Raw genomic sequence first — 16,074 nt, 5'->3', positions numbered from 1 at the left:
GCAGTATACCACATGCCCGGCAGATTGCAAAGAAAAAAGGAGAGCACACGCTCTCCTTTTTCTGAGACTTCAGCCGCCCAGATAGGCTTTTTTGATTTCCGGGGAGGCCAACAGCTCCGTTCCGGTGCCGGAGGTGACGATTTTTCCGGTCTCCAGCACATAGCCACGGTCGGCGATACTCAGGGCTGCCTGGGCATTCTGCTCCACCAGCAGAATGGTGGTGCCCGCCTCATGGAGGGTTTGGATGATCTTGAAGATCTGCTCAACCAGAATGGGTGCCAGGCCCATGGAGGGCTCATCCAGCATCAGCAGCTTGGGACGGCTCATCAGCGCCCGGCCCATGGCCAGCATCTGCTGTTCGCCGCCGGAGAGGGTGCCAGCGATCTGCCGCCGCCGCTCCATCAGCCGGGGGAAATAGGCGTAGACCTTTTCCAGATCCGCGTCGATGTCGCCGCCGGACCGGGTATAGGCGCCCATTTCCAGATTCTCCTCTACGGTCATCTGCAGGAAGACCCGCCGCCCCTCCGGCACCTGGGCGAGTCCCTTGGCCACGACCTTGTGGGCTGGGACGCCCATCAGGTTCTCCCCCAGAAATTCGATGGAGCCGGTGCGGGAGTGGAGCAGGCCGGAGACAGTCTGCAGCGTGGTGGATTTGCCGGCGCCGTTGGCGCCGATCAGGGTGACGACCTCTCCGGGATTTACCTCGAAAGAGACGCCCTTGATGGCGTGTATGGCGCCGTAGTAGACGTTGATGTCGCTGACTTTCAGAATCGGTTCCATGGTCACGCCTCCTTCTGTTTACCGAGATATGCCTCAATGACGGCGGGGTTGGATTGAATCTCTTCGGCGGTGCCCTTGGCGATGACCTGCCCGAAGTTCAGGACGCAGATGCCCTCGCAGATGCTCATGACCAACTTCATGTCGTGCTCGATCAGCATGACGGCGATCTGGAACGTGTCCCGGATCTTGACGATATTCTCCATCAGCTCCGCCGTCTCAGAGGGATTCATGCCCGCGGCGGGCTCATCCAGCAATAGAAGAGAGGGATTGGTGGCCAGGGCCCGGACAATCTCCAGCCGGCGCTGGGCGCCGTAGGGAAGGGAACCGGCCTGATGGTCCGCCAAGTCCGCCATCCCGAAGAGGGACAGCAGTTCCAGTGCCCGCTCATGAGCGGCCTTTTCCCGGCTCCAGTACCAGGGCAGGCGCAGAACGCCGGTGATGGCGGAGTAGCGCTCCTGATTGTGGAGACCGATCTTCACATTGTCCTCCACGGAGAGGTTGTTGAACAGGCGGATGTTCTGGAAGGTCCGGGCAATGCCCATGCGGTTGATCTGAGCTGTGGTCTTGCCGGAGGTATCCAGTCCATCCAGCAGGATGGTGCCCCGGGTGGGCTGATAGACCTTGGTCAGCAGGTTGAAGATGGTGGTTTTGCCGGCGCCGTTGGGGCCGATGAGGCCGGCGATCTCCGTCCGGCCGATGGTGAGGTTGAAGTCATTCACCGCCCGCAGGCCGCCGAAGTCGATGCCCAGGTGGCTGCACTCCAGAATGGGGGATTTGTCGATGTCCCGCTCCGGAATGATGGCATGGCTGGGAACAGGGACCATCTTGCCCTTTTCAAATTTCTTACTCATCGAGGGCTGCCCCCTTTCTTCTGGGAATGATCCGGCTAATCAGCGTCCGCACCTGCGGGTTGTTGGTGGCCAGCATCACCAGAATCAGCACAATGGCGTACACCAGCATCCGATAGTCAGAGAACTGCCGCAGGGCCTCCGGCAGCACATACAGGACAACTGTTGCCACGATGGAGCCCCAGATGTTGCCCAGACCGCCCAGCACCACATACACCAGCACCAGAATGGAGGTGTTGAAGTCGAACTGTACGGCAGTGACATTGGAGTAGTTCAGGCCGAACAGGGCACCGGCGGCACCTGCCAGGGAGGCAGAGGTGACGAAGGCAATCAGCTTGTACTTGGTGACGTTGATGCCTACGCTCTCGGCGGCGATCCGGTTGTCCCGGATGGCCATGATAGCCCGGCCGGTCCGGCTGCGGACCAGATTCAGCACCACCACCAGGGTAATCATCACCAGTGCAAAGCCCATAGCAAAGGTGGCGATGCGGGCGTTGCCCGTGGCGCCCTGGGCGCCCTTGATGATTTCGATGCCGTTTTCGCTGAGGCCGAGAGAGGACATGCTCTTGGTGCCGTCCACGTTCAGGGCGATGTGCAGGCCGTTCTCATCCCAGCCCACCAGAAGGCAGTTGATCAGATCCTTGATGATCTCGCCGAAGGCCAGGGTGACAATGGCCAGGTAGTCCCCCCGGAGCCGCAGCACCGGAATCCCGACGATGAAGCCCACGATGGCGGCAAAGAAGGCGCCCACCACCAGGGCGACGATCATCCGCACCAGATCATTTGGGACAGCAGATTGCAGGCTCATGGCGGCAATGATGCCGGAGAAGGCGCCCACGCTCATGAAGCCGGCATGGCCCAGAGACAGCTCTCCCAGAATGCCGACGGTCAGGTTCAGGGAGATGGACATGCACACGTAGCAGCAGATGGGAACCAGCATACCGCCCAGAGAACGGTTCACCAGTCCCTGGGCCTGGCAGACCGACACCACAATAAAGGCTAGGATCACGCCCAGATAGGTGGCGAAGTCCACCTTGGTGATGGTTTTCATGTTTTTGAAATAGCCTTTCATACCGCCACCTCACACTTTCTCAGGCACATACTTGCCCAGCAGGCCGGACGGTTTGACCAGCAGCACCACGATCAGCACGGCGAACAGGATCGTGTTGGACAACTGCGTGGAGATATAGGCCTGCGCCATGGCCTCAATGACGCCCAGCAGCAGTCCGCCCAGGAAGGCGCCGGGGATGGAGCCGATACCGCCGAACACCGCAGCGGTGAAGGCTTTGATGCCGGGCATGGAGCCGGTGGTGGGCTGGAGCACCGGAGAGTAAGAGCACAGCAATACCCCGGCGATGGCCGCCAGGGCGGAACCGATGGCAAAGGTCATAGAGATGGTGGCGTTGACGTTGATGCCCATCAGCTGGGCTGCGCCCCGGTCCTCCGAGCAGGCCCGCATGGCCTTGCCCATCTTGCTCTTTCCAGTGAAGGCGGTCAGCCCCAGCATGATGACCACGCAGGCCGTGATGGTCAGCAGCGCCACATAGGAGATCCGAAGCTGTCCGTCAAACAGCGTCAGCTGGCCGCTGACCACGGGGGTGAAGTTCTTGGGATTCGCGCCGAACAGCAGCTGCGCTGCGTTCTGCAGGAAGTAGCTGACGCCGATGGCGGTGATCAGCACCGCCAGGCTGCCGGCCTGGCGCAGGGGGCGGTAAGCCAGCCCCTCGATGACCACGCCCAGAACCGTGCAGACCACCATAGCCAGCAGCACGGACACCAGAGCCACAGCGCCGGTGGTCAGTGCGGAGGGATCCTCTCCCAGCAGGTTGCTGCCTGCAAACATGGTCACGTAAAAGGACACATAGGCGCCAACCATGATAACGTCGCCGTGGGCGAAATTCAGCATCTTGGCAATGCCGTATACCATGGTGTAGCCCAGGGCGATGATGGCGTAGATGCTTCCCAGACTGATGCCCGTGATCAGGTAGGATAGAAATTCCATAAGTATTTTCCTCTCTTTCCCCTTCTATGGCAGAAACCGGGGCGGTGACAGCTCCCCGCGTCGGTTTCCACCATAGAAGTCCAGGGAGGGCTGCCGGAGTTCCGGCAGCCGATCCCTGTCCTCTATTACAGTGGAGTGTGTGTTCCGCTGTCAGGGAGTGACATAGGTACCGTTTTCGATAATGACTGCGGTGGGGTCCTTGGACACAGCACCGTTTTCGTCCCAGGTCATCTCGGAGCCGGCGCTGGTCAGGCCGGTGACGGCCAGGGTGGGCATGACCTCGATCAGAGCATCGCAGATCTCCTCATTGGACATGTCGGCGGTGGCGCCGGCGGCCTGGATGGCTTGATACAGGGTGTAGATGGCGTCATACGCATCGGCACCGAACTGATTGGGGATCTCGCCGAACCGGTCCTGATACTCCGCCACGAAGTTCTGGGTCATCTCGTCCTCAGAGTCGGCGGAGAAGGGAGTCAGCAGGTAGACGCCTTCAGCCAGAGAGGCATCGAAGTTCTCGGCGGTCAGGATGCCGTCCATGCCGTCCACGCCGAAGAAGGTGGGGGCGTAGCCCATGGCGTTGGCCTGGGTCAGAATGACAGAGGCGGGGGTATAGTAGATCGGCAGGAACAGCAGATCGGCGCCGGCGGACTGGGCACCAGCCAGCTGGACGTTGAAGTCGGTCTGGCTGGCCTCGGTGAAGGTGCCCTCATAGACGATGTCCATACCGCGGGAATCGGCCTCTGCCTTGAAGTTGTCCCGGATACCGATGGAGTATTGGTCATCGTTTTTGTAGATGATGGCGATCTTCGGACTGTCGAAGTTCTCATCGATGTACTGGGCGGAACGGGAGCCCTGGTTGGAGTCGGTGAAGCAGATCTGGAACACGTTGTCATTGTCGTTGATGGAAATGACATCGTCGCCGGAGGCGGAGGGGGTCAGGGTGAACACCCGGTCCTCATAGGACAGCGGGACCACGGAAAGGGCCGGCTGGGTAGTGACGGTGCCCACCAGGATCTGCATGCCGTCGTCCATCAGGGCGTTGTAGGCGTTGACGGAGGTCTCAGCGTCGTTGACGTCGTCCTCAGTCATCAGCTCAAACTGGATGTCGCCGCCCAGGGCATTGATTTCGTCCACCGCGATCTGGGCGGAATTGGCCACGCAGGTGCCGTAGATGGCGGCGCCGCCGGTCAGGGGGCCAATGACGCCGACTTTGAAGGCACTGCTGCCGGAGCTCTCCCCGCCGGCAGAATCGCCGGAGTTGGAGTCGGCTTCATCCGAGCCGCCGCAGGCGGCCAGGCTGAGGACCATAACCATGGCCATCATGAGGGCAAAGAACTTCTTTTTCATCTTGCAATCTCCTTTTCTTGGTTCAGATTATACAAAAAAGCGGCCCCGCCAGATGCGGAGCCGCTTTACTGTATCAAACAGTTATGCACCTCGTCGCGATCTCGGCGTATGATGATACTCTGCTGCCAACAATACCAGTACCAGAACAAACAGGGCCACTGCCAGTACGGATACCAGAATGGCAAGGGGAATCAGGGCGCAAATAATAATGGACGCCAGCAGAATGGCGTCCAGAATCAGAGCAATATTCATCATGGAAGCACGGGACATCTCCGTGGAATAGGCGCAGGAAGCAGACGCCGCCTGGCGAGCGGACGCACCATTCATCATCATGGACTGGGAAGACGTCGTGTAAAATGCCATGGTGTTCCACTCCTTTCAAAACAGACAACCCGTTGATGTTGTTTCCAATTGTAGCGGCTCTCTTTCGGAAAGTCAATCCTCAATCTCAAAAAGAACGCCCATAAAATGTTTTTGATTTCATTATATTTTTGTGTGTACTGTACAAAAATGCAAAGAAAGGTGCGGTGTATAGAGGAAAGAAACCGCGTGGCGAAAGGAAAAAAGGAGAGACGGCAGCCGCCGTCTCTCCCTTCGTTGTCTGGAAAAATTTTAATAGCACTTGCGGTAGATGGCCTCTTCGGACTCCAGGTCGAAGGGGTAGTAGGCGTTGGTCATGAGGCGCTGCTGGTTGGCCTCGACGGACAGGGGGAAGGCCTTGAAGTCCGCCTCAGTGAAGCCGCAGTCCCGCAGGGGCCGCAGGGGCAGGATGCGCTGCAGCAGGGCGTTCATCTCGGGGATGGCGTCCTTGACCTCGCAGCCCAGGATGCTGGACACCAGCTCCTTGAACTTCATGATCTCACCGTCGGGCTTGTGCTCGTCATAGTAGTCCATGATGGCGCCGAAGAGCATATAGTTGCTCTCGCCGTGGGGCACGTGATAGGTGCCGCCCAGGGGGAAGCTCATGCCGTGGACCGGGCCGCAGCCGGCCTTCAGGAAGGCAATGCCGGCGTAGAAGCTGGCGGTCACGAACTGATCCATATACTCGAACCGGGCGTCCTGGCCCTTTTCGTCGATCAGCTTGAAGCCTTTCAGAATCACATCCATAGCCTTCTCGCTGAAGAGCTCGGAGGTCATGGTCTTGCGGTGGGGGCTCAGGAAGGACTCGGTGGCGTGGACCAGGGCGTCGATGGCGGAGCAGGCGAAGGGCTTGTAGGGCAGGGTCTTGAGGAGCTCCGGGATCAGGCACACCTTGTTGGGGATGATGTCGTCGGACACCAGGCCCAGCTTGGTCTCGCCGCCGGTGAGCACACCGTCCTTCTCGTCCTTGACGATAGCCACAGAGATGTTGGTGCACTCAGAGCCGGTGCCGCAGGTGGTGGGGATGGCGATGACGTCCTTCTCGTGCACCACGGGGAATCGCTTGAAGTACAGGTTGTGGACGGTATCGGGGCGCTTGCAGCCCAGCAGCTTGCACAGGTCCATAATGGCGCCGCCGCCCACGGCGATGACGCGGTCGTAGCTGTCGTAGGGGATGGCGTCGTACATGACCTGGATCATTTCCTCGCTGGGTTCGCCAGCGCCGAACTTCTCCTGGAACACATAATGGCACTTGAGGCCCAGATCCTTCATGAAGGGGGTGTAGATGAACTCGTTGGTCAGCACCACGTCCCGCTCGTTCAGCTTGAACTCCTCCGCCATCTGGGCGAAGGTCTGGAACTTGTACACTGTGGGAGCGAAAATAATCTCCCGCTTGTCAGCCATCAGGGAAGCGGAAAAAGCATCCATGATTCTTGTCTCCTTTTCAAAATGATATATGGCGATACAGGCAGGGCCCCTGAGGGACCCCGCCGGGTATCTGAACTTATTTGCGGGCGATGGCCTTCTTGACGGCGGCCACGATGTTGGCGGCGCGGAGGCCGTACTCGTCCATCAGGAAGTCCTGGGGACCCACCTGACCGAACTGGTCCTGCACGCCCACAAATTCCTGTACGGTGGGGGCGTTCCTGGACAGGCAGTTGGCCACAACAGAACCCAGGCCGCAGGTGACGTTGTGGTTCTCGGCGGTGACGATGGCACCGGTCTCCTTGGCGGCCTTGACCACCAGCTCCTCGTCCAGGGGCTTCCAGGTGAACATGTCGATGACCCGGACAGAGATGCCCTCTGCCTGCAGAGCCTCATAGGCCTTCAGGGACTCGTCCACCATGATGCCGGAGGTGATGATGGTGGCCTGATCCTTGTCGGACTCATGCAGCACCACACCCTTGCCGATCTCGAACTCGCTTCCCTCGCCGTACACCTGGATGATGCCCTTGCGGACGAACCGGGTGTAGGTGACGCCCTTGTCGATGTTCACCAGTTGGCGGGTGATACTGGCAAGCTGGTCATAGTCGGCGGGGTCCAGCACTGTGGTTTCGGGGATGGAGAGGTACATGGCTGCATCCTCCAGCGGCATGTGGGTGCCGCCGTTGAACGCGGCGGTGACGCCGGCGTCGGAACCCAGAACATGGACCGTCAGCCCGGCATAGGCAGCTGACATATAGATCTGGTCATAGCACCGGCGGGAGGAGAAGGTACCGAAGGAGTGGAAGAAAACCTTCTTGCCGGTGGCGGCGAGACCCGCAGACACACCGGCGGCGTTGCCCTCGGCGATGCCGGCCTCAAAGGCCCGGTCGGGATAGTGCTCCCGCAGCCGCTTGGTGTTGATGCAGCCCATCAGGTCGCAGTCCACATAGCAGATGGACTTGTCCTGCGCCATCATCTCGTCCAGGGTCAGGGCGAGACCGTCCCGGCAGGCCCGGGAGTCCTTTTCATGCTTACCGATCAGTTTCACGTTCATTGCTCTCACCCTCCTCAAGCGTTCTTGGCGTCTTCCAGAGCCTTTTCCGCGGCGGCCAGCGCCTCGGCCCACTGCTCCTCATTGGGCTGGGAGGAGTGGTCGTGCTTGGGCTCAGCGAAAGTGGCGCCCTTGCCCTTGCAGGTGTCCAGCACGATGCAGCTGGGCACGCCCTTCTTGGCGTAAGCGTTCTGGATGGCGTCGTAGATAGCCTTCACATCATGGCCGTCGATCTCCTGGGTATACAGGCCGAAGGATTCCGCCTTCTTGGCAATGTTGCCGTGGTCCAGGATGTCGGCGGTGGGGCCGTCCAGCTGATAGCCGTTGTTGTCGATGAAGTAGATGATGTTGTCCAGCTTGTGGGCGTATGCGAAGTGGAATGCCTCCCAGACTTGGCCCTCGTCGGCCTCGCCGTCGCCGATGACGCAGAACACGTGGCTGTCACGGCCATCGATCTTGTTGCCCAGAGCGGCGCCGGTGGCGGTGGAGGCGCCCTGGCCCAGAGAGCCGGTGGTCAGATCCACGCCGGGGGTCAGCTTCCGGTCGGTGTGGCTGGGGAACTTGGTGTGAGGATGGTTGAGGGTATAAGCTTCCTCCATGGGATAGTAGCCCATCAGGCCAAAAGTGGCGTAAGCCACGGGGCCCGCGTGGCCCTTGGACAGGACCAGCCAATCCCGATCCTCCCACCGGGGGTTCTTCGGGTCAAACTTCATAACCTCTCCGTACAGGACGGCCATCAGGTCCGCCAGGTCCATGGAGCCGCCCACGTGGCCGAAGCCCCGGGAGTGGATGACCTTCAGCGTTTCCAGCCGGATCTCAGCCGCCAGAACTTTGCACTTTTTTTCGTTCATGGGGTGTTTCTTCCTTTCCTTCACTTAAATTGCACGCCGCGCGGAAACCTGCGCCGCATAGGTTCGACAGGGGGACAGGTCGCTGAGAAGTGAGAATGCAATGTGTGTGCGCCAACAGAAAAAGCAAAACGATTACTTCGCTTTCAGAATACCACAAATTCCAAAACATGAAAAGGGGGGTTATCAAAGGTTTTTGAAAATTCGTCCCGCCGGTGGTGCCGTGGGGCGAACCTGAAGAAGCGTGTATCGGCGGATTTCCCAATGTCTGCACAAAAATATGGTGGTTTTGACCAAAAATCAACCCTGACATTTTCTATATTTTACCCCATCCTCCTATACGGAGTCAATATGAGTTTGAATTTTCACAAGAATAACTTCCGGAGATAGGAAGGTACACAGGCGCAGGGGGGAGTGACTCTCCAGAGAAAGGAAAACCATGGAAAGCAGCACTTCAAGGTTTTCCTCGATTTTCCAGAAACACCTACGGGCGGCAAGGCTTGCGGCGGAAGGCCCTGCATCGTTCTGTAATTGACAAGCCCCGGCAAATTCGCTATTCTATATGGGACGGCATACGCCTCCGGCCGGCTTTGGCGGGTGGGGAAAGCGTTTGCGCAGAATGCGCCGCACCGGCGGCGGGAAAGGCAGAGTCAGATGAAGAACGTCACGCTGAAGGACGTGGCCCGAGCGGCGGGCGTCTCTTATTCCACAGTCTCTCGCTCTCTGTCAGGCAGCCCACAGATCGGGCGGGAGACCCGGGAGCGGATCCTGCGCCTGTGCGACGAGATGGGCTACACCAAAAACTATGTGGCCCGCTCCATGGTCATGCGGAGGACGGACGAATGAGATATAATAGGGCAAAGTCGGAAGCCACCATGAACGGCTGTTGTTTCGCTGATTTTGTCCAAATTTCAGAACATATTCGCCATATTTGTTGGCTCCGACATTTCGATACTCCATAAAAAAGGGGGGCAGTCATGTCGGAGCGAGCTGGAAACGCTCACTCCAGGCATAACGCCGAGGGTGGGCGTTTCCTATTCCGGGTTTAATTCTCACGAAAGAAAGAGGGTACATAGAATGGCGATTATTTTGGCGATCACAAACTCCAAAGGTGGTGTCGGTAAAACCACAACTTGCGCTAACCTTGGGGCCGCCTTGTCCGCAGCAGGAAAGTCCGTTCTTCTGGTAGACAATGATCCCCAGGGCGATCTGACAAAAGTAATGCGCTCTGACCCTAAATCATTGAAATACACGCTTGCAAATCTGATGAATGCAGTGCTGGATGATACCGAGCCTGAACTCTTTGTAAATAGGGCGGTCATTGAGGGGGCGGGCGTTCATTACATCCCGGCAAATTCCAAACTGGCTGGTGTGTCCAGCCGGCTGGTCGCTCTGCAAATGAGCAGCCGTTACCGCGGCGGAGAGACCGGCGGTACTCCCTGTGAGTTGGTTATGGCTCGCGTCCTGGAGCTTTTCCAGCAACAGTATGACTACATCTTAATCGACTGTGGTCACAGTATGGATCTGCTGACCATCAATGCGCTGGCTGCGGCCCATCAAGCCATTGTTCCCGTGCAGGCCCACTACTTGGCTATGGAAGACATGGCTGATACCTTGGAGGTCATTCAGACAATCCGACAGGGGATTAACCCCCAATTAGCTGTCGGTGGTATTTTGCTGACGATGTACCAAGGGCGTACCAATTTGTGCCGGGGCATACAGGACGAGATCCAAGCCGACTACGGCAACGCATTTACCGTATTTTCCTCCCCCATTGATTTCTCAATCCGTGTTGCAGAACATCCCATTGGGGCGGCCAGTATCTTTGAATACGAGCCGAACAACCCCGCTGCAAAGGCTTACTCCGCCGTCGCACAAGAGGTGCTATCCTATGGCCAGAAATAAAGTGCAGGACGCACTCCGGCAACGGAAACGAAGTGAAGCGGAGGCGGCGATGGCAAATGGCTCGCCGGAGGAGGGAGCCTACCAATGCTTTTTCAATCGCGATGATCTCCCCTCTCCTATGGAGAGTGGAACGCTTTGTGATTTTCCGCTGGCCCAGTTGAGCGGTTTTCCCGACCACGAGGAGCATTTCCCTCTCTATACCGGAGCGCGGCTGGAGGACATGGTGGAGAGCATCAAGCGGCATGGAGTTCAGTCTCCCATTCTGGTCTGGAAAACTGCTGAGGGCACCTATATTATAATTAGCGGCCACAATCGGGTCAATGCCTCAAAGATTGCTGGATTGACTACAATCCCGGCCGTTATCCGGACAGACTTAACTCAGGAAACCGCGGAAGACCTGTTCTACGAGATGAACTTCCGGCAGCGGTCCCTCGCGGATATGCTGTTTTCTCAGAGAGTCCTTTGCATTGCGGCCCACTACAATATGCTCAAGCGCCAGGGGCGCCGCACGGATCTCCAGACTTCTGAAACAACTTCTCCTGACACTCAGGAAAAGTCCCATACGGATGTAAAAATCGCACAGGAGTATGAACTGACCAGGGATAAGGTATCCAAGTATTGCCGCTATGCTACATTATACCGTCCTCTGCTTCTGCTGATGAATAGCGGAAAACGACTGGGACAACTGGCTGCGTATGAAATCAGCTTCGTGGAGGACCATAGCCTTCAGGAGTGCATCTATCAGTTTATTTCGGAAGGGAGTGCCTCTATTTCCACGGCAAAAGGGAAAAAGCTCCGCGCCGCTTTTGAAGACGGCAAACTGGATGCCTCCCAGATCAAATCCATATTGAGCGGAGGCGGCTTGTCTACCTCAAAGCAACCGGGGCGGCGCGTTTCTGTCACGCTCCCTCCGGCCTTTGCACCGTACTTCCCGCCCAAGGCCACCACAAAGCAAATCGAAGAAACCATACAAAAAGCCCTGGCTCTGTATTTCAAGACCATGGGAAATGCTTCATAATCCAGTAAGGCAAATAGGCTCGGCACCCCCTATCGACCGGGAGTGCCGGGTCTTTCTTTTTACTTTTTACAGGAGGCGGTTGCCAATGTCAAAGAATCTTTATCTCTGTGTCCCCGACCCATTTGATAGCTCGACCAGTGCGCGGCTGGAGCGTATGGGAATTCTGCGCCCGGATGGCGAGGTAAATGTTGAAGTAATGCGGGCTTTTGTGCAGATCTTCGGCGGCTTGTTTTTTGATGATCTGTGCGACTTCTACTCCGATCAAGGAGAGGTGTCCGCTGTGACGGCAGCTTTTTCAGAGCTGGCCGCCCGCAAAGATTGTCAGAACATTTATCTGCTGATCTCCCTTCAGTATGATACCATTCGGAAACCGCTCCCTGATCCCATTTGGTGGCTGGCCGGCTGCGCACCGGCCCTGTCACTGTTTTGTCTGGGCTTTGTAGAACGGCTTCTGGATTTATCGGAAAATCAGGCCAGTAACGGGAAGGAGATGGTTGCCAATGAAACTGCTGATTGCTGTACCGGCTGAGGGAAGTGCCCCCCTTTTGGATTTCTTTGGGGCGCTGGATGAAAAGCAACGGCAAAAGCTGCTTTCGCTTTTTGCCCTTCTCCTACAATCTCCAGCGGCAGTCATGCGTGAGCCCTATGTCAAGCACTTCTGCATCGAGCGTTACCAAGCACTCTATGAACTGCGAGCCAAGAGCAAAAACCTGGTCCGCATCATTTTCACACTCACGGATGACGGGGACATCCTGTTTCTCACGCCGTTTATCAAGCGTCATAAGCGGAACACCATGCAGGCGCTGGACCGCTCTCTGGACTGTTTGACGCACATCCGAGATGGATCATGCTCTACGCAAGAGCTGTCCATAAAATTCTTTCTCAACGGAGGTATCACAGTATGACGAAACACAAATTCATTTGGGCTGGGCTTGTTATCGGAGTCCCTGCACTGGTCCTGGCGCTCTGGAAAGGCTGGTGGTGTAAGGTATGAAAAAGGCGGCAATCCTGCTGGCGCTTTTTTGTATGCTGACGGTCACTGCCTCCGCCGCCTATATTCCCGAGGATGTAATATCCGAAAATCGGGATGGCCGACAGCTCATCATCAAAACCTATATGCTTCCCCCTGATGCAGACCCCAGCGGTCTGGTAGAGGAGCCTTTCGAGGTGGAGGGCTATTCCTACCATCATCTTGAAACGGTCAAAGAGGAACAGACATTCGAGGATTCTAAAATCCAAACGGAGGTCGTCACGCTGGAAACAGATGTAGATGATCTTGCGGCTATTCTGGAACAGCTGGATGCCAGCATGGAGTACAACAAGGATGGCTATTCCGGAGTGCTGACTCTGGACCACACTACAATCCAAACCGAAGCCGCAGACTATACCACTAAATACTATACGATTACCGATACCAAGCAGTTTACAGGTCTGGATCGAAACGATCCCTCCTATGTCCCCACCACTACCGTCAAAAACGGAAGCACCCTAAAGCTGAGCGACATTTCCTGGACCGTGACAGGGACTGGCCTGGCCGATGATACGCTGGTCCCCACTTCATACACGGCTACGGCAACTTATACCGCTACGGGAAGCAGAAGTGTAGCCACCGGATATGTGACAACGGCCAGCTATACCGGCGAAATAAAGGCGGAAGGTATTGAAGCGGTCAAGTACACCGTGACCTATCTTGGAAGTCCTGTGGGATTTCTGGCCGACTTCAATCCCATGTGGTTCCTCGCCGGGGGCGGACTTTTGCTGCTTATAGGTACCATGGGCATTATTTATCTCATGAAACGGCCCCGCGCAGTAATTTATGCTATGAACGCCCGAGGCGTCGCCTATAAGAAATTGGGGAAACAGAAGATCTCCACCCGAACCCCCAAGCTGGATCTGACGAAGCTCCGGGAATACCCGGCTGGGGACGCAAGCGTAGAGCTTCCCAGCAAGCTGGCTCATAAGCTCGCCGGCAGGATCATCACCATCCAGATGTACGGCGGGAGCCGCACCCATCTGGTGGAGGCCTATGACGGGCAGGACAGTTACTGGTTTGCCATCAAGGAAGATGCGGAAGAAAAGGAGGACGGTGAATCGTGAAAAGACTCAAGGGGCTTTGGCTTTCCCTGGCGGGGCTCATGCTGATGACTACGCCAGCCCTTGCTGCGGACTACAACTTTGAAACACTGGCGCCCAAGGACTTCTATGGGAGCACTTCCTACGAAGAGGTCTACGGGGCTCAGTATAACTACGGTGGCACAAACGCAGTAGATTTCCTTGATCCCCTGGCCGACAGTGCCCCCGGGATCTCCATCAACAGCGGCTCTTCACTGGAATACGGGATCAACTCAGGGAGCGGGAGCATTTACCCTGACAGTTCCGGAGGCAACTACCCCATCCAGTGGGGAGATGTTCCCACGTTTCCAGCGCCCCAGTTCACAGCGGTGAGCGAAGTAGAGCGGAGCGATGGCAGCATTGGTACTCTGGTAATCCCCAGCCTGGGAATTCGCTATAAGGCTTATGAAGGTACTGATTCTTCTTCCATGCGCAAAGGTGTGGGCCACTTCCCCAGCACAAGCGCCTGGGAGGGAAACATCGGTCTGTGCGGACACAACCGGGGCTCCAGCCACAACATCGGCGCAATCAAGGATCTGGAAATTGGCGATACCATTCGGTATCAGACCAGCCTGGGGACAAGGACCTATGCAGTGAGTTCGGTCAAGATCATAGACTGGACCGACTGGAGCTATTTGAACAGCACCTCAGACAACCGGATCACGATTATCACCTGCTTGGCCAATCAGCCTACCAAACGGGTTTGTGTTCAGGGGATCGAAATAAGTTCATAAAATTTTTATCGAATATTTTCTGGGTGCTTTTATTGAGAATTATGTGAAAATAGCAAGATCACAGTACATATTTATCGACTTTCGTTTTATCGGTAAAGGCGTTTCAAAAAAACCTTTGACAAGTCCCGATTTTCGCCTTATTTTGGTCTTGTAAGGACGCTCCAACGAGAAAAGGGGGATTGTCATGGTAAAGGAGTTTCCGAAAGGAAAAGAGCGGCTGCTGGACAATTCCGCGCTCCGGGTCAGTCTGGACATGACCTTTGATGTCCCTGAAGAGATTGCGGAGCAGTTAGAATTGTGGGGTCTTAATATCTTTGAAACTTGCGAATATGATCCCACATGCCGGCGGCTAAAAATGAGCGCCAGCACGACGCTATATCGAAAGGGGGCATAATAAAATGAAACAAAAACGCCTTTTACCGTTGTTCCTTTGTTTGTGCCTGCTGTTTGTACTGCCGGTTAAGGTAAGCGCCGCAGGCAACAGTGAGCAGGAGACCGCCGCAGCCTATCTCCGTGAGCAGGGGATTATGGTCGGCGGCGGCAATGGCGAGATGAACCTGGACTCTGGACTGACCCGGGCGCAACTGGCCACAGTTCTGACCCGCCTACATGGAAACCCGGAGCATGTGCAGGCCGATCAGGCATTCTATACTGGGCAGTGTAATTTCCAGGATGTACCGGAGTGGGCCAGGCTCTATGTCGGCTACTGCTATGCCAACGGCCTGATGGTCGGCTATGATACCGGGGCCTTTGGCGCCGATGATGGAGTGGCACCTGCGGCCGCCTGCACTGTTGTCCTGCGGTGTCTGGATCTGCCCGAGGTTGAATGGGAGTATTCCACCGCCTGCCAGACGGCACTTGACCTGGGGCTGACCACAGCGGAGGCCGTAGAGAAAAGCGAGATCACCCGCGGAGATTTGGCCGTCATGCTCTACCGGGCATTGGGTAATACCGATGCCTCCTGCGAACATCAGAGTGAAACCCTGAGCAGGAATGCAGACGGCTCCATCAACCTGCCCGCCGACGGCTCTCAGTATATCCCTCAAGTAGGCGATGTGATCCGCTGCGACGACGGCACCAACTATACCATCACCGATGTAAGCCGGTGGGACAAAAATATGTTTGCCTCCGGCCCAATCGGCCCCTTGCCGGAGCCAACCTGTGACTGGAGCTTGCTCCCGCAACCGGAACTTCCAAAAATGGAGGTGCGGCACTGGCAAAATGAAACCGGCGATCATCTTCGTGTCCGCAATCTCTATGAGACACGGAGAATGCTCTACACCCTCTACAACGCCATTGGCGATAACCCGGCAACTTGGGAGAACGGGGCTCCTAAGCCGAACGCCAAAGGAATCTTCCCCGTTTATATTAAACTGAGCATTCCAGATGATCTCTCCTATCAAATGTTCTGGCCCTGGAGAGCGAGTGAAATCGTCAATCTGTTCAATTCCGTGCCACCGGGAACTTACTCCATGCAAGCCTGGGATGTTTACAAGGATGGTGTATATCTTCACACTGAATATCAAATTCATGTAATCTGATTTTGGGTAATTTATAAGAGAGGCAGCGTGCCGCACGGCACACTGTCTTTCTTTTTGCCCATTTTGCATTCCCTACAATTCAATCAAGCCCAATCAAGGGGGG

The 16,074-nt window shown here is 56.5% G+C and carries 18 protein-coding genes; 9 read left to right on the top strand and 9 right to left on the bottom strand.

Annotation, left to right across the window (positions count from 1 at the left end):
- Positions 1-69: 69 nt before the first annotated feature.
- The 9 genes from DN611_RS10490 to DN611_RS10450 all read right to left on the bottom strand — a co-directional run bounded on the left by DN611_RS10490 (position 70) and on the right by DN611_RS10450 (position 8,664).
- Entirely contained in the window at positions 70-771 is a 702-nt protein-coding gene (locus DN611_RS10490) for an ABC transporter ATP-binding protein (protein ID WP_036631146.1), read from the bottom strand.
- 11 nt (positions 772-782) lie between these two features.
- Complete coding sequence (locus DN611_RS10485) at positions 783-1,604, bottom strand: ABC transporter ATP-binding protein (protein ID WP_249390888.1); 822 nt, start codon at positions 1,602-1,604, stop codon at positions 783-785.
- A 19-nt stretch (positions 1,605-1,623) separates the two neighbouring features.
- Positions 1,624-2,700 carry a branched-chain amino acid ABC transporter permease gene (locus DN611_RS10480; protein WP_119311309.1) on the bottom strand — a complete coding sequence of 359 codons (1,077 nt, stop codon included), beginning with the start codon at positions 2,698-2,700 and terminating at the stop codon, positions 1,624-1,626.
- Between the two features lie 9 nt (positions 2,701-2,709).
- A complete protein-coding gene (locus DN611_RS10475; RefSeq protein WP_021750907.1) occupies positions 2,710-3,630 on the bottom strand; it encodes a branched-chain amino acid ABC transporter permease in 921 nt (306 codons plus the stop codon).
- A gap of 150 nt (positions 3,631-3,780) precedes the next feature.
- A complete protein-coding gene (locus DN611_RS10470) occupies positions 3,781-4,977 on the bottom strand; it encodes an ABC transporter substrate-binding protein (protein ID WP_119311308.1) in 1,197 nt (398 codons plus the stop codon).
- Between the two features lie 81 nt (positions 4,978-5,058).
- Complete coding sequence (locus DN611_RS10465) at positions 5,059-5,340, bottom strand: hypothetical protein (RefSeq protein WP_119311307.1); 282 nt, start codon at positions 5,338-5,340, stop codon at positions 5,059-5,061.
- 249 nt (positions 5,341-5,589) lie between these two features.
- A complete protein-coding gene (locus DN611_RS10460) occupies positions 5,590-6,765 on the bottom strand; it encodes a 4-hydroxybutyrate dehydrogenase (RefSeq protein WP_025544450.1) in 1,176 nt (391 codons plus the stop codon).
- Between the two features lie 76 nt (positions 6,766-6,841).
- Complete coding sequence (locus tag DN611_RS10455; RefSeq protein WP_021750902.1) at positions 6,842-7,816, bottom strand: transketolase family protein; 975 nt, start codon at positions 7,814-7,816, stop codon at positions 6,842-6,844.
- A gap of 14 nt (positions 7,817-7,830) precedes the next feature.
- Positions 7,831-8,664: a transketolase gene (locus DN611_RS10450; protein ID WP_021750901.1), complete on the bottom strand. Its 834-nt coding sequence runs from the start codon at positions 8,662-8,664 to the stop codon at positions 7,831-7,833.
- Positions 8,665-9,315: 651 nt separating this feature from the next.
- Between DN611_RS10450 and DN611_RS10445 the strand changes: the two genes are divergently transcribed.
- From DN611_RS10445 to DN611_RS10405, 9 genes are all read left to right on the top strand, one after another.
- Complete coding sequence (locus tag DN611_RS10445) at positions 9,316-9,507, top strand: LacI family DNA-binding transcriptional regulator (RefSeq protein WP_119311306.1); 192 nt, start codon at positions 9,316-9,318, stop codon at positions 9,505-9,507.
- Positions 9,508-9,738: 231 nt separating this feature from the next.
- Positions 9,739-10,566 (top strand): ParA family protein, encoded by an 828-nt coding sequence (locus DN611_RS10440; protein WP_119311305.1) that lies wholly within the window; start codon positions 9,739-9,741, stop codon positions 10,564-10,566.
- Positions 10,553-11,584, top strand: a complete 1,032-nt coding sequence (locus DN611_RS10435; RefSeq protein WP_119311304.1) for a ParB N-terminal domain-containing protein — start codon at positions 10,553-10,555, stop codon at positions 11,582-11,584. The genes DN611_RS10440 and DN611_RS10435 overlap by 14 nt, the downstream gene beginning before the upstream one ends.
- Before the next feature lie 85 nt (positions 11,585-11,669).
- Positions 11,670-12,113, top strand: a complete 444-nt coding sequence (locus DN611_RS10430) for a hypothetical protein (protein WP_119311303.1) — start codon at positions 11,670-11,672, stop codon at positions 12,111-12,113.
- Positions 12,085-12,489 (top strand): type II toxin-antitoxin system RelE/ParE family toxin, encoded by a 405-nt coding sequence (locus DN611_RS10425; RefSeq protein WP_119311302.1) that lies wholly within the window; start codon positions 12,085-12,087, stop codon positions 12,487-12,489. Before DN611_RS10430 ends, DN611_RS10425 begins: the two co-directional genes overlap by 29 nt.
- A gap of 85 nt (positions 12,490-12,574) precedes the next feature.
- Complete coding sequence (locus tag DN611_RS10420; protein ID WP_119311301.1) at positions 12,575-13,681, top strand: hypothetical protein; 1,107 nt, start codon at positions 12,575-12,577, stop codon at positions 13,679-13,681.
- Positions 13,678-14,430 (top strand): class D sortase, encoded by a 753-nt coding sequence (locus DN611_RS10415; RefSeq protein WP_119311300.1) that lies wholly within the window; start codon positions 13,678-13,680, stop codon positions 14,428-14,430. The genes DN611_RS10420 and DN611_RS10415 overlap by 4 nt, the downstream gene beginning before the upstream one ends.
- A gap of 184 nt (positions 14,431-14,614) precedes the next feature.
- Positions 14,615-14,824 carry a hypothetical protein gene (locus DN611_RS10410; protein ID WP_119311299.1) on the top strand — a complete coding sequence of 70 codons (210 nt, stop codon included), beginning with the start codon at positions 14,615-14,617 and terminating at the stop codon, positions 14,822-14,824.
- Positions 14,825-14,828: 4 nt separating this feature from the next.
- Complete coding sequence (locus tag DN611_RS10405) at positions 14,829-15,971, top strand: S-layer homology domain-containing protein (RefSeq protein ID WP_119311298.1); 1,143 nt, start codon at positions 14,829-14,831, stop codon at positions 15,969-15,971.
- Positions 15,972-16,074: the final 103 nt, after the last annotated feature.

It is taken from the genome of Oscillibacter sp. PEA192 (assembly GCF_003574015.1).
GTDB lineage: Bacteria > Bacillota > Clostridia > Oscillospirales > Oscillospiraceae > Oscillibacter > Oscillibacter welbionis.
The sequence above is the reverse complement of the archived record's forward strand: the minus strand, read 5'-3'. Positions and strand labels throughout refer to the sequence as shown.